Consider the following 13,614-nt stretch of genomic DNA (forward strand, 5'->3'; position numbering starts at 1 on the left):
GCACAATGAATTCTCCTTCTAAAGCCCTCATGACTCGTATTTTAGTCGGATATTTAGGCTTATATCCCACACTATTACTGGTACTCACTTTATTAAAGCCAATTACTCAGCATCAAAGTTTCCCGATGATGGTGTTGATTGAAGTCATAGTATTAGTGCCAGTAACGCAACTGATTTCTTTCCCACTGGCAGGTTGGCTCATTACACAGCTAAAAAATTTTAAGAATTTGTTTTAAGAAGAATTTATGCTGGCAACAGCAATCCTAAGTCCTTATTTTGCCAACCGTTGTGGTTGGCAAAATAACTCACTTAGTCAATACTAATCTGCGTAAGCTGGATAATCAATATAGCCTTTTTCTGTCCCACCATACATAGTGCTTGCATCTACTGGATTCAATGGCCAGCCATTGGCGATGCGATCGGGTAAATCTGGATTCGCAATAAATGGGCGTCCAAATGCAATTAAATCGGCCAGTCCTGCCTCTAAAATTCGAGTCCCTCTTTCTGCCGTATATCGACCTGCATAAATAATCCGACCACTGAAAGTGTCTCTGACATCTCTACGAAAATCATGAGGAAGTTCTGGTGCATTATCCCAATCAGCTTCTGCAATCGATAAATAGGCAATCCCAACTTCTTCAAGTATTTTTATGGCTTCAATATAAGTCACATGTGGATCATCTTCAACCAACCCTATGTAAACACGATCTTCCTCTGTACTTTCAAATAGCGGGGCAAAACGCACTCCTAAACGATCTGCACCAACCACCTCAGCAACTGCCTCTACTACTTCACGTAAAAAACGCAAACGATTGTTTAGTGATCCACCATATTCATCTTCACGGTGGTTACTATGTGCAGAGATAAATTGATTCACCAAATAACCATTTGCACAATGAATTTCAACTCCATCAAAACCAGCAGCCAAGGCATTGCGTGCTGCTTGAGCATAGAGTTGCACTAATTCTTTAACTTCTGCATTGCTTAAAGCACGTGGCATTGAAGGATCAGCCAAGGTCCCAGCATTAGGCCCGGTCTCAATAAACACTTTAACATTACTATCAGCCCTAATAGCCGAGGGTGCGACCGGTGATGCATGATTAGGTTGCAAAGATGTATGTGAAACACGCCCAACATGCCAAAGTTGTGCAAAAATAATGCCTCCTTTAGCATGCACTGCTTCAGTCACTTTACGCCATCCAGCAATCTGTTCAGGGCTGTAAATACCGGGAGTCCAAGCATAGCCTTGACCACGTGGCTCGATTTGCGTACCTTCGGTGACCATAAATCCTGCCCCGGCACGCTGTTGATAATAGGTTGCCATCAGTTCATTTGGAATATTCCCTGGCTGAGTACTGCGCGACCGCGTTAATGGTGGCAATACAATACGGTTTCGCAAAACATAAGGGCCTAAGCTTAAGTTTTGAAAAAGTATGCTGTCTTTCATTTCATTGTATCCAAATAATCATGACTTAATTGATCTAAATTAAAAAATACCCTTCCTTCCTGTATATAGAAAAATAAAGGAAAGAAAGCTATTAACTCAGACCCTCCACCATTAAGTGAGGGTTATTTTGCTTATTGCGCCCGTTGCTCAGAGTCAGAAGTTATTCACTGCTAAGCACCACAACAGACGCTAGCTACTCTTTATTTCAACAATTGAAGTAATGCTGTAGCAGTTGCAGCAGAAGAGGCTGGATTTTGTCCAGTAACCAGCAAGCCATCTACTTGAACATGTACTTGCCAATCATCTACTTTAGAATAATGACCACCATTTTCTTTAAGCATGTCTTCGACTAAAAATGGTACAATTTCAGTCAAGCCTACAGCAGCCTCCTCAGTATTGCTAAAACCAGTGACTAATTTACCGCTGACTAAAGGCGCTCCATTACTCGCTTTCACATGACGAAGAACACCTGGGGCATGACACACTGCTGCAACAGGTTTGCCAGACTGAATCGCCTGTTCAATCAGAGAAATTGAAATCGGATCTTCTGCTAAATCCCACAATGGACCATGCCCGCCTGGATAAAACACTGCATCATAATCAGCTACAGAAATTTCGCTAAGTTTATGCGTCTGTGCCAATGCTTGCATTGCAGTTGGATCAGCTTCAAAACGATGAGTGGCTTCAGTTTGCGCATCGGCTAAATTACTTTTAGGATCTAGTGGTGGCTGCCCACCTTGAGGCGACGCCAGCGTAACTTCAGCACCAGAGTCAATAAAGGTGTAATACGGTGCAGCAAGTTCTTCTAGCCAGAAACCTGTTTTCTTACCAGTATTGCCAAGTTGATCATGTGAGGTTAAAACGACTAAAATTTTCATGTTATTTCTCCGATAATTTTCATGATTGAGGAGCATTGTTGCATGATCACTTGCTGTGTGGCGTGAGCATGCCAGATAGCTTATTTAGATGCTCGTCGCAAGAATTTGGCGACTGATCTCTAATGAAACATTTTTGTGTTCGCCTAGCTGTGTCAGATTGTGTGATTTAAGTTGCGTAATGATGATCTCAATATCTGTCTCCCCCAGTCCATAATCGCTAAGACGAGTCGGCAATCCAAGTTGCTCAAAGAAGGCTCGAGTACGAGCAATAGCCGTATCAATACATTGTTCTTCATCACCTTCGACAATCTGCCAGACACGAGCTGCATACTGTAGTAATTTTTCTCGCTTCTCTTGACGACGCACTTGTAGATTGGCTGGCAACACAATGGCCAAGGTACGAGCATGATCAATACCATGTAAAGCCGTGAGCTCATGTCCAATCAAATGGGTTGACCAATCTTGTGGTACACCAGCTCCAATCAGCCCATTCAGTGCCATGCTAGCAGACCACATCAAATTCGCACGCGTGTCATAATCTGCTGAATCTTCCAAGATTTTCGGTCCAATCTCAATCAGAGTTTGCAATAGACCTTCGGCAAAACGATCTTGTACTTGTGCATTCACAGGGTAAGTTAAGTACTGTTCAATGACATGAACAAATGCATCCACCACGCCATTAGCCAACTGGCGCGTCGGCAAGCTAAAGGTTTTATTCGGATCTAGTACGGAAAATTGCGGAAAAACATAGGGACTGCTAAATGACAATTTGGCTTGGGTCGATTTTCTGGTTACTACACCACCGCTATTCATTTCTGAACCAGTTGCCGGAAGGGTGAGTACACTCGCAAAAGGCAAAGCTTGAGTAATTTTAGTACCATGGGTTTCTAAAATCTCCCATGTATCCCCTGTATAATTGACTGCTGCTGCAATAAATTTAGTACCATCAATTACCGATCCACCACCGACAGCCATCAAGAAATCAATCTTTTGTTCTCGAATCAGCTCTACAGCTTTCATGAGGGTTTCATAACTCGGATTCGGCTCAATTCCGCCAAATTCATGAATTTCTCTTGCACCTAATGCTTCACGCACTTCAGCTAAAGTACCATTCTTACGTGCACTTTCACCACCAAATAACATTAACACTTTTGCTTCTGTAGGCACATAGTCATTGATTTCAGCTATTGTATCGCCACCAAAAATAATGCGGGTCGGATTATAAAAGTTAAAATTCAGCATATTTTTATCCTAGGATGATCAGCTAATTGATTTGAAAAGCCACCGTTATTCATCAAATAAACTTTAAAAAATTGGACAATACTGCGGCTTTTGCCTACACCATGTGCTAACTATACATAAAAATAGACCAGTCGTCTATTTTTTAAAAAATTATTTCAGCTTGCCAACTTGAGTGATGCTTAAACAAATTCAGGCTTGTTCTATACCACTTTTATTATTGATGTATTTTCACGAGCGATTGTTGGATGGAAGATATCAACACGTATGACTATTGACATGGTCGTGAACGCATTGGCTGAAACAGTGAATGGCTCATAGAAAATAGCAATGATTAAATATTTTAAAAGCAGATTGGCAAGGTTTAGCAGATGTACAAATGCAGCGCTAAATTAGATAGATTGGTTCAATATAAGGCATGTGGATTCATTCGTTTATTTACCCTGTTTTGGATATTGACCCATGTAAACGATGAGATTAAGCCAATAAATAAAGTAGCCCAACTTGAATAAAAAGCCTCTGACAAACCTCACAGGGTTGAAGTGCTGCCTTTCATTCAAAATTTCAGGCAGCACACTCATACATTTAAGCGTCGGTTTAAGCTGGTAGTTTACTCGCCAAAACATCTACTTTTTCAATAGACGGTGGCTCTGAAAATAGCTCTTCGGCCCGAGCCATCAAAGCAGCTGCAACCTTGCCAGATAAATGCGCTTGGCGACCCACCTCATCAGGAAATGCATCAAAAATACCAAATGTTGTAGGTCCAAGACGTAGGCCAAACCACGCAACGGTCGCAGGTTCTTCCATTACAATAGGTAAACCGGCTTTAAGGAAAGCTTCCACTTCTTCTTCTTTACCCGGTTTAGCTTCAAGACGCACATATAAAGCTGTTTTAAGCATGACTAAAACTCCACAATTGATTAGAATTCAAACTGATTCTGACATTGCTAATGTATGCATGTCAGAAAGTTTTGTTGTATAAAAGTTAAATAAATTTCCCATAGCTGAGCCAAAATTTAGGTTTTTATTTCGACATAATGCTATGAATTTATTCAAGTTAATATCATTAACATTTGAATCAAAAATCAAGATATGAGATGATTAAATTCAATCTTAGTTATATAAGGATCAATTGACTCTACCTTAGATTTATAAGCTGACCTCTTCATCTGGAGATTATATTGCTCAAGAAGCATTCAAGAACAACATGTATATCCTCATATCTATGAAAGTTTTTTTGCTAGGAATTTGCTGTGAAACTCTATATGTTTCTCTATAAAGCTCGCAATGAAGTAATAGCTATGGTCATACCCTTCTCTTAGGTTAAGTGTAAGAGGATATTCTTGTTCCAAACAAATATCACTAAGCAGCTTAGGTCTTAACTGTTCTTCAAGAAAATCATCAGCTGTTCCCTGATCGACTAAAATAGGTAAATGAACTTCCGCGTTTTTGATTAATTCAATCGCATCATAGCTTTTCCATAAAGTTTCGTTTTCACCTAGGTAGTGTGTGAAAGCCTTTTCCCCCCAAGGTACTTGGCTAGGTGCAACAATTGGTGCAAAAGCAGAAATACTTTTATACAGCTCAGGGTTTTTTAACCCAATGACTAATGCACCATGACCACCCATGCTATGCCCCATAATGCTTTGGACTTGGTTGGTCGGAAAATTCAGGTCAATCAGATTTCTGAGCTCTTCCACAATATAATCATACATTTTGAAATGCTGTGACCAGGGTGCTTGTGTTGCATTCACATAGAATCCTGCACCTTGGCCTAAATCATAATCTGCATGATCTGGTACATCTTCTCCACGTGGGCTGGTATCTGGTGCAACAATAATGACTTTATGTTCAGCCGCATACTTTTGTGCTCCGGCTTTAGTAATAAAGTTCTGTTCGTTGCAAGTCAGCCCTGATAACCAATATAAAACTGGCAACCGCTCATCTTTGTCATGAGGTGGCAGATATATTGAGAATTTCATTGAACAGTTTAATGCTGTTGACTGATGGCAATACACTTCTTGCGATCCACCAAAAGAAGCATGTTTCTCAATTATTTCCATAATCAATTACCTATGTTGAGCAAGACTTCATGAGAAATCGAGTAAACAAAGAGTCTGTCATTCTCCACAGAGAATAGTGATTAAGATTTAAAATGTAGGCAGGTTTGTTGAACCTATACACGATGCCTACACAGATAGATGGGTTTTACAGATAATGTGCCGTTTTAGAGGATTCCATGCATGTCATTCATGATGCACATGCATGGAAAACTATAAGGTCTGACGGAATTATTCGTAATGAATTACAGTACGAATTGACTTACCTTCATGCATTAGATCAAAGGCTTCATTGATCTGATCCAAGCCCATCGTATGTGTCACAAATGGTTCTAATTGAATTTTACCTTTCATGGCATCTTCAACCATTCCTGGAAGTTGCGTACGACCTTTTACGCCACCAAACGCAGAACCTAGCCATTTACGACCAGTAACCAGTTGGAATGGACGGGTAGAGATTTCTTGACCTGCGCCAGCTACACCAATAATTACAGATTGTCCCCAGCCACGGTGTGCACTTTCAAGGGCTGCACGCATTACATTCACGTTGCCAATACATTCAAATGAATGATCTACACCCCAACCAGTCATTTCGACAATTACTTGCTGGATTGGTTTATCGTAGTCTTTAGGGTTCAAGAAGTCCGTTGCGCCAAACTCTTTTGCCAGCACAAATTTATCTGGATTCATGTCAACCACAATAATACGTCCTGCTTTAGCTTGACGTGCGGCTTGTACGACTGCTAGACCAATACCACCTAAACCAAAGACCGCAACACTATCACCTTCTTGTACTTTAGCCGTGTTGTGTACTGCACCGATACCCGTTGTTACACCACAACCTAGTAAGCAGACATGTTCGTGATTGGCTTCAGGATTGATTTTAGCCAATGATACTTCTGCCACTACCGTGTATTCACTGAACGTTGAGCAGCCCATATAGTGGTAAATCGGTTGACCATTGTAAGAAAAACGAGTGGTGCCATCTGGCATTACGCCTCTACCTTGAGTTTCTCGAACGGAAATACACAAGTTCGATTTTCCAGATTTACAGAATAGGCACTCGCCACATTCAGCGGTGTAAAGTGGAATTACATGATCACCTGGTTTGACGCTAGTCACGCCTTCACCAACCTCAACTACGACACCAGCACCTTCATGCCCGAGAATAGCCGGAAAAACGCCTTCAGGATCATCGCCAGATAAAGTAAATGCGTCTGTATGACACACACCGGTATGGGAAATCTTGATTAATACTTCACCTTTCTTCGGTGGTGCAACATCAACTTCAACAATTTGAAGAGGTTGACCAGGACCAAACGCAACGGCAGCACGTGACTTCATGGAATAATTCCTTATACAGATCTATTTTAAATATGATTTTAGAATCTTGGCGATTTCAGCCAATTCTTCTTTTCGTTGTTGTTCTGTGGTTTCACCTGATACTAAAGTGTCCTTTAAATGAACCTCTAACATCTCATTCATTAGACCATTAATAGCACCACGCACAGAGCATATTTGTTGCAGAATCGCACCACATTCCACATTGTCTTCTAGCGCTTTTTCAATCGCTTGTGTCTGACCTTTGATCTTTCTGACGCGTAGAAGAATCTTTTTTTTGTCTTCGACCTGATTAGGCATCAGACCTCCTTATTTGCTAGCATTGATACTATAGTACCCCATAGTATAAAAAAGAACAATATTTTTTATAAACCTTAAAAATTTAGGTAGTGTTTCAAAAAGTATGCTGAGATTAAATGAAGTCACTATTGGCTCTGCAACTGGATGCTATAATTAACTTTCCGAATCTTTACAATAGCTTATAAAATTAAACTTCTAACATAATCCCCCCACTTTCAACTAACTCTTTACGAAACATGTTTCTCAGGGATTTTAAAAGCAAAAGCTCTTAGGCGACTTCCTCACGGATTTAGGCATGCTTTCTGCTTCACAAAGCGACCTTTACCGCATCTTTCCTCCACAGACAAAGTGGTATGTCCTACCGCTAGAATATTGCGAGAAGCATTAATATCCGTATTCTTGCTAAAGCCACACTCAATACTGAACTAACACATCTAATCCGATACCTTATTTTGCAATTATTTCCCTCAATACCTATAGTGAAAAACTTACCAATACTTTGCTGACAGTCTTTAAATGCAGTGATAAAACTATCCCATTGATTACTTGAAATTCGGGTATAGTGAATACTTAACTGTTTCAACTTTTCCTTTAGTCGTTGGACTATAGCTATATCTCTTTTACCCCAAACATAAGTAACAATTTCTCCTGTTTTTTTCAGCACATATCACTTTTCAAAGTAGTGAACCGTACCGGGTTTGTCGGAGAGTCAATATTCTGAGAGACTATCCCGATGACAAAATTAAAATATACCCCTGAAATCAGAGAAAGAGCGGTTCAATTATTGATTGAATCTGAAAAAGATTATCCATCGAATTGGACTGCGATCACCCCTATTGCTCCCAAGATAGGTTGTACTCCTGAAACACTACGTGTTTGGTATCAAAAATATTTAGATAAACAAAATCCAGTTAAAGTACAGCAGCTTTCAGACCAAGAACGTATCAAACAACTCGAACGCGAAAATAAAGAACTGCAACGCGCCAATGAGATTCTACGTAAAGCAGCCGCTTTTTTCGCCCAGGCGGAGCTCGACCGCCCACACAAATAATGGTGGATTTTATCCATAATAATAAACAGCTGTACGGAGTCGAGGCGATTTGTAGAATTTTACCGATCGCACCTTCAACCTATTACCGGACTTTAGATCTCACAGTAAATCCAGAACATCGAGCGAAACGAAATTTACATGACTTGCATCATGCTGAGGAGATCAAGCGAATTTGGAAAGAAAGTTCAGGTCGATACGGTGTGCGTAAGGTCTGGCAACAACTGAAACGTGAAGGCTATGTGATTGCACGTTGTACAGTTGCTCGATTGATGCAGAAGCTAGGTATACAAGGTGTTTGGCGTGGTAAGAATAAACAAACTACCCGTAGCCGAGATGACCAAAAACGGGCAGATGATTTAGTGAAACGTAATTTTAGTGCTGATCATCCAAACCAACTATGGGTCGGTGACTTTACGTATATTCAAACTCATTCAGGCTGGGTCTATACCGCCTTTATTATTGATGTGTTTTCACGAGCAATTGTTGGATGGAAAGTATCTACACGGATGAATACAGATATGTTGCTCGATGCATTGGAGCAAGCATTGCATGATCGAGGCATGCCAAAGAATGTGATTCATCATTCCGACAGAGGTGTGCAATATCTTTCCATTCGCTATACCAATCGTTTAGAAGCAGCAAATTTACGAGCATCAGTCGGTACGACAGGCGATTCATACGATAATGCTTTGGCTGAAACGGTGAATGGCTTATACAAAACATAGGTGATTGAATATCTAAAAGCAGTTTGGCAAGGTTTAGCAGATGTACAACTTGCGACACTAAACTGGGTAGATTGGTTCAATAAAAAGCGTGTACACAGTGCACTGGGTTATGTATCGCCTTTTGAGTTTGAAGCAATGTACAATGATAAGATTAACCCGTTAGGTCAGGTGGCCTAACTTAAATAAAAAAGTCTCCGACAAACCCGGTACGTTTCAATCAGCCTTCTATCCCCTGTCATATTGCTCACGGCTGCAGTGATCGCAGTCCCCTTAATCAAGCGCCTAGGATTAAACTCGGTATTGGGATATTTAATTGCAGGATTAATTATTGGTCCATTTGGACTGGCATTTTTCTACGATTCTGCGTCTATTCTGCATATCGCTGAGCTTGGTATTGTGATGTATCTGTTTGTGATTGGACTAGAAATGCGTCCATCGTATTTATGGAGTTTAAGAAAAGAAATTTTTGGATTAGGTACATTACAAATTAGTGCCTGTTCATTGGGGCTAACGGCTGTAGGCTTGGTCTAAGGCTATTCTTGGCAAGTGAGTTTTGTGTGTGCTGCAGGCTTTGTACTCACCTCGACTGCAATTGTAATGCAACTTTTGGGAGATCGTGGAGACATTGCTCAACCACGCGGACAAAAAATTGTCTCGATTCTGCTGTTTGAAGACTTGTTGATTGTCCCTTTATTGGCAATTGTGGCACTGTTGCAAATAGCTGCTGATGGTAAGCTAAATACTCTTTTAGCTAAAGGATCAGCAGATGAATGCTTTCCATGGTCGTCATTTTCAGGGCGAAATCATTCTTTGGGCCGTCCTTTGGTACTGTAAATATGGCATCAGCTATCGTGAACTTCAGGAAATGCTCGCTGAACGGGGAGTAAATGTCGATCACACCACGATTTATCGTTGGGTTCAGCGTTATGCTCCTGAAATGGAAAAACGTTTACGTTGGTATTGGCGTAATCCTAAAGATCGACATTTATGGCGTCTGGATGAAACTTACGTAAAAGTGAATGGCAAATGGGCATATCTATACCGAGCAGTTGACCAACGTGGCCATACTCTTGATTTCTATCTTTCTGCTAGACGAAATACCCATTCAGCTTATTGTTTTCTTGGTAAGATTTTGAATCATGTCAAAAAATGGCAGATTCCACGAGTCATAAACACTGATAAGGCTCATACCTATGGCCGTGCTTTGTCGCGACTAAAACACGAAGGAAAGTGTCCTGAAGATCTGGAGCATCGACAGATTAAATACAAGAATAACGTGATTGAATGTGATCATGGCAAGCTTAAACGGATCATCAAGGCTACGTTGGGATTCAAGTCTATGAAAACGGCTTATGCCACAATTAAAGGTATTGAGGTTATGCGTGCTCTACGCAAAGCACAAGCTTCATTATTTTATAACGGTAATATTCTAGGAGAAGTTTGGCTAGTAAATAAAGTTTTCGGTCTCTAAGCTTTTTTGAAGGGAAAATCATCGACTCAGATCCCTATTTGCAACAGTGCCGAACCGAGCGAGTATCTACGAGCGATCAACTGGCATTAAAATTTTGCCCTTACCTTTTCTCTGATTACAAGCTCTCTTATGGTGTTCTTTTTGGCAATATTCCTGTATGTACCAAGCAAAGATGAACTAGACGAACATAGAGTTGATATGACTATACTTAAAAATATCCGCTACAAATCAAAGAGTGTGATGGAAAAATATTAATCAGAATTATGACTAAAAAGCTGTGTACTTATTTGAACCGAATAACATTAAAGAAAAAACCTATGACTGGTACCTAATCGACCCTAAAAAATATCAGGTGAGTGGTACTTTACTTATTTTTTATCATTACTAATGAGATCACCGCCTCGCAAAATAACTCGACTTTGAAACAAGGCTTAATCATACTTCAAAGTATCGAGTTAAAATGCTAATATTCATTAAGTTATTTCTAAGTGGAGGCAGAAAAATGAAGATCAAAATAATCTGTCTCATCACAATGATAATTGTATTAGCCTTAGCCGTTAAGATAGAAAATGACAAGGAAAAACAAAGGATTCATGAATCAATTATAAGTGATTAAACCATTTAAGCGCGTTAACTTCATATCTGATCCATTTCTTGACTAATCATAATTGTAAAAAATATGAAATGAAAAAGACCTTAGAGGGCAAACGAGAGCGTTTTAAGGCATTAAAAAACCCACAGAAGTGGGCCAAATCATTATTTCATGCTGAAACAATAGTTTTTACTAACCTCTGAGGGAATGGAACAACTAGTTAGCATATTTATTATAAATGCAATATGAATCAAAATGTTTAAAAGATGTATCTAAAAGGCTTCTTTATCATTTTTTTGTTTAAAAAATATTTGCCGAGCGAAGCAATAGCATAAAAAAAAGCCCACTCAAGGAAAGTGAGGTGGGCTTATAAACTAAAGATCTTTGAAAGCCAACAAGAAACCACAGCTAGTTTCTGTTCACTATTTTGTGTACTAATCAAATAATATTCAGTGGCAAAATACGCCAAATACTAAAATATTGTTAAATAAATCAAATTTTTAGAGCTGAAATCTACGATATTTATTTACAGAGTATAACGATTAAAGTAATAACTCTTTCTAAAAATAAGGAGGTTTGGAAAAATCTTATAGTTACCTTGATAATATCCACTCTCATTAGCTTCCTTATTTTATGCACTATAAATTTTTTATTTGGACATGGCATATATATTCCGTGGAGTGACCATAGCCATTGGACAGAGATATTAAGTATAGAAATAATACTCATGAGTTTAGTAATAGGAGGAGTTAGTACCTCTATGATTATGTTAGGGACATTTATTTCTAAAAATAATAGATAGCACAGAATTAACAATCTATAAGTTATAGAAATTACTAGATGTTTCTTTAATTCTGTTCTTTTCTATTCATTCGACACATAAGGTCACGAATTACGTAAACCCTATATAAGTTTATTTTTTATACACTCGGATGTCTTATTTCATACATTAATTTACAGCGATTTCTTGGTGCATAAGGCTCTAATAAAAGTGTTTTTTATTTTTGGCAGCCTTGATACGAGTCTGTTTAATGTTGAACTAGAAAGAGGAAATCCGCATGCGTGCTCTTACCTATCATGGTGCTCGGGATGTACGAGTTGAATCCGTTCCAGATCCAGTGATTCAGGAACCAGATGACGTCATTTTAAGGGTGACAGCGACTGCCATCTGTGGCTCAGATCTGCACCTATACCGGGGTAAAATTCCGGCCACTGAAGATGGCGATATTTTCGGCCATGAATTTATGGGAATTGTAGAAGAAGTCGGCCCTGAAGTCACAGAAGTCAAAAAAGGCGACCGGGTAATTATTCCTTTCGTGATTGCATGTGGTCACTGTTTTTTCTGTGAACATGAACTAATGGCTGCCTGTGAAAATACCAATACCGGCCGTGGTGCAATTCTCAATAAAAAACAGATTCCACCAGGGGCAGCTTTATTTGGCTTTAGCCATCTGTATGGTGGTATACCGGGTGGTCAGGCTGAATATGTACGGATTCCCAAGGGCAATATCGGACCATTTAAAGTGCCAGGTTCCCTGCCTGATGAAAAAGTATTATTCCTGACTGATATTCTGCCAACCGCCTGGCAAGCAGTGAACAATGCCCAAGTTGGTCGAGGTTCCAGTGTGGCGATTTATGGTGCTGGCCCAGTCGGTCTGCTGGCTGCTGCCTGTGCGCGGATGCTCGGTGCCGAGCAGATTTTTATGGTCGATCACCATCCTTATCGTCTGAGTTTCGCACATCAAACCTATGGGGTGATTCCGGTCAATTTTGATGAAGTCGATGCCGCTGAATTTATCATTCAAAATACCACGGGTTATCGTGGAGTCGATGCCGTCATTGATGCGGTCGGTTTTGAAGCCAAAGGCAGCATGCTGGAAACTGTAATGACTAACCTGAAATTAGAAGGTTCGAGTGGTTCAGCGTTAAGACAATGTATTGCAGCGGTCCGCCGCGGCGGTGTGGTGAGTGTACCTGGAGTTTATGCCGGTCCAATTCACGGCTTCCTGTTTGGTGATGCCTTTGACAAAGGTTTAACCTTTAAAATGGGACAAACTCATGTGCATAATTACTTGCCGCAGTTGCTAGAACATATCGAAAATGGAGATCTGTCTCCAGATCTGATTATTACCCATCGCATGAAACTGGAAGATGCTGCGGAAGGTTACCGTATTTTTGATAAAAAAGAAGAAGACTGTCGTAAAGTAATTCTGACGCCATAAATATGATTAAAGGAAAGCGCCATCAGGCGCTTTTTTATTTTTTATCATCATTTTATCAATCCTCTTTTTCTTGTTTTTAAGGGCTTTGTTGCACAAAGATTTGAAATGCAAAGCGCCCCTAATTGAGCCAAATTTAAGGCGTAACTTGGGTAAATGGTCGACCTGATTCCGTAAATCTGTTGAGCACTGCTACACGTGCATGAATCTCATTGACTTGGCTATCAAAACTCCTTGCACTGAGTTTATCTCCTAATAATTTGATGCAATGCATCTTATAGTCCGCACGTC

At 40.0% G+C, this 13,614-nt stretch carries 10 protein-coding genes, 6 pseudogenes and 1 other annotated feature; of the genes and pseudogenes, 6 read left to right on the forward strand and 10 right to left on the reverse strand.

Annotated features, from left to right (window positions below; translation table 11 throughout):
- Nucleotides 1-5: 5 nt before the first annotated feature.
- Nucleotides 6-236, forward strand: coding sequence for a hypothetical protein (locus tag CSB87_RS00450; RefSeq protein ID WP_001087973.1), 231 nt, complete (start codon nucleotides 6-8; stop codon nucleotides 234-236).
- Nucleotides 237-319: 83 nt separating this feature from the next.
- Here the strand turns inward: CSB87_RS00450 and CSB87_RS00455 are convergent, their stop codons facing one another.
- From CSB87_RS00455 to CSB87_RS00465, 3 genes are all read right to left on the reverse strand, one after another.
- On the reverse strand, nucleotides 320-1,447 hold the full coding sequence (locus tag CSB87_RS00455; protein ID WP_000655271.1) for an alkene reductase: 1,128 nt from the start codon (nucleotides 1,445-1,447) through the stop codon (nucleotides 320-322).
- A 200-nt stretch (nucleotides 1,448-1,647) separates the two neighbouring features.
- Complete coding sequence (locus CSB87_RS00460) at nucleotides 1,648-2,325, reverse strand: type 1 glutamine amidotransferase domain-containing protein (RefSeq protein ID WP_000699624.1); 678 nt, start codon at nucleotides 2,323-2,325, stop codon at nucleotides 1,648-1,650.
- 84 nt (nucleotides 2,326-2,409) lie between these two features.
- Nucleotides 2,410-3,567, reverse strand: a complete 1,158-nt coding sequence (locus tag CSB87_RS00465; RefSeq protein ID WP_004704243.1) for an iron-containing alcohol dehydrogenase — start codon at nucleotides 3,565-3,567, stop codon at nucleotides 2,410-2,412.
- 183 nt (nucleotides 3,568-3,750) lie between these two features.
- On the opposite strand from CSB87_RS00465, the pseudogene CSB87_RS20005 reads away from it, so the two are divergent.
- A pseudogene (locus CSB87_RS20005) lies at nucleotides 3,751-4,076 on the forward strand (IS3 family transposase); the annotation flags it as partial.
- 85 nt (nucleotides 4,077-4,161) lie between these two features.
- On the opposite strand, the gene CSB87_RS00470 reads toward CSB87_RS20005, so the two are convergent.
- From CSB87_RS00470 to CSB87_RS00495, 6 genes and pseudogenes are all read right to left on the reverse strand, one after another.
- A complete protein-coding gene (locus CSB87_RS00470) occupies nucleotides 4,162-4,464 on the reverse strand; it encodes a putative quinol monooxygenase (protein ID WP_031953631.1) in 303 nt (100 codons plus the stop codon).
- Between the two features lie 323 nt (nucleotides 4,465-4,787).
- On the reverse strand, nucleotides 4,788-5,627 hold the full coding sequence (gene fghA / locus CSB87_RS00475; protein ID WP_031953638.1) for an S-formylglutathione hydrolase: 840 nt from the start codon (nucleotides 5,625-5,627) through the stop codon (nucleotides 4,788-4,790).
- A gap of 228 nt (nucleotides 5,628-5,855) precedes the next feature.
- Nucleotides 5,856-6,968 carry an S-(hydroxymethyl)glutathione dehydrogenase/class III alcohol dehydrogenase gene (locus CSB87_RS00480; protein ID WP_000842147.1) on the reverse strand — a complete coding sequence of 371 codons (1,113 nt, stop codon included), beginning with the start codon at nucleotides 6,966-6,968 and terminating at the stop codon, nucleotides 5,856-5,858.
- A gap of 21 nt (nucleotides 6,969-6,989) precedes the next feature.
- Nucleotides 6,990-7,265 (reverse strand): metal/formaldehyde-sensitive transcriptional repressor, encoded by a 276-nt coding sequence (locus tag CSB87_RS00485; RefSeq protein ID WP_001133624.1) that lies wholly within the window; start codon nucleotides 7,263-7,265, stop codon nucleotides 6,990-6,992.
- A gap of 268 nt (nucleotides 7,266-7,533) precedes the next feature.
- A pseudogene (locus CSB87_RS20215) lies at nucleotides 7,534-7,684 on the reverse strand (RNA-guided endonuclease TnpB family protein); the annotation flags it as partial.
- A 14-nt stretch (nucleotides 7,685-7,698) separates the two neighbouring features.
- Nucleotides 7,699-7,923, reverse strand: a pseudogene (locus tag CSB87_RS00495) (IS1 family transposase); the annotation flags it as partial.
- 75 nt (nucleotides 7,924-7,998) lie between these two features.
- Here CSB87_RS00495 and CSB87_RS00505 point away from each other — a divergent pair.
- From CSB87_RS00505 to CSB87_RS00525, 4 genes and pseudogenes are all read left to right on the forward strand, one after another.
- Nucleotides 7,999-9,218: pseudogene (locus tag CSB87_RS00505) on the forward strand (IS3 family transposase).
- Nucleotides 8,274-8,390 (forward strand) — a sequence feature (AL1L pseudoknot). (Overlaps the previous pseudogene by 117 nt.)
- A gap of 39 nt (nucleotides 9,219-9,257) precedes the next feature.
- A pseudogene (locus tag CSB87_RS00510) lies at nucleotides 9,258-9,875 on the forward strand (cation:proton antiporter).
- Complete coding sequence (locus tag CSB87_RS00515) at nucleotides 9,808-10,512, forward strand: IS6 family transposase (RefSeq protein ID WP_004704254.1); 705 nt, start codon at nucleotides 9,808-9,810, stop codon at nucleotides 10,510-10,512. Before CSB87_RS00510 ends, CSB87_RS00515 begins: the two are co-directional and overlap by 68 nt.
- A gap of 1,650 nt (nucleotides 10,513-12,162) precedes the next feature.
- Nucleotides 12,163-13,326, forward strand: a complete 1,164-nt coding sequence (locus CSB87_RS00525) for a zinc-dependent alcohol dehydrogenase (RefSeq protein ID WP_001202406.1) — start codon at nucleotides 12,163-12,165, stop codon at nucleotides 13,324-13,326.
- 133 nt (nucleotides 13,327-13,459) lie between these two features.
- On the opposite strand, the pseudogene CSB87_RS00530 reads toward CSB87_RS00525, so the two are convergent.
- Nucleotides 13,460-13,600, reverse strand: a pseudogene (locus CSB87_RS00530) (IS5/IS1182 family transposase); the annotation flags it as partial.
- Nucleotides 13,601-13,614: the final 14 nt, after the last annotated feature.

Origin of the sequence: Acinetobacter sp. AR_0276, from assembly GCF_003000705.1 — a bacterium.
GTDB classification, from domain to species: domain Bacteria; phylum Pseudomonadota; class Gammaproteobacteria; order Pseudomonadales; family Moraxellaceae; genus Acinetobacter; species Acinetobacter nosocomialis.

Coding starts and splice junctions, on each gene's coding strand:
- CSB87_RS00450 (WP_001087973.1), top strand. CDS start 6: ATGAATTCTCCTTCTAAAGCCCTCATGACTCGTATTTTAGTCGGATAT.
- CSB87_RS00455 (WP_000655271.1), bottom strand. CDS start 1,447: ATGAAAGACAGCATACTTTTTCAAAACTTAAGCTTAGGCCCTTATGTT.
- CSB87_RS00460 (WP_000699624.1), bottom strand. CDS start 2,325: ATGAAAATTTTAGTCGTTTTAACCTCACATGATCAACTTGGCAATACT.
- CSB87_RS00465 (WP_004704243.1), bottom strand. CDS start 3,567: ATGCTGAATTTTAACTTTTATAATCCGACCCGCATTATTTTTGGTGGC.
- CSB87_RS00470 (WP_031953631.1), bottom strand. CDS start 4,464: ATGCTTAAAACAGCTTTATATGTGCGTCTTGAAGCTAAACCGGGTAAA.
- fghA (WP_031953638.1), bottom strand. CDS start 5,627: ATGGAAATAATTGAGAAACATGCTTCTTTTGGTGGATCGCAAGAAGTG.
- CSB87_RS00480 (WP_000842147.1), bottom strand. CDS start 6,968: ATGAAGTCACGTGCTGCCGTTGCGTTTGGTCCTGGTCAACCTCTTCAA.
- CSB87_RS00485 (WP_001133624.1), bottom strand. CDS start 7,265: ATGCCTAATCAGGTCGAAGACAAAAAAAAGATTCTTCTACGCGTCAGA.
- CSB87_RS00515 (WP_004704254.1), top strand. CDS start 9,808: ATGAATGCTTTCCATGGTCGTCATTTTCAGGGCGAAATCATTCTTTGG.
- CSB87_RS00525 (WP_001202406.1), top strand. CDS start 12,163: ATGCGTGCTCTTACCTATCATGGTGCTCGGGATGTACGAGTTGAATCC.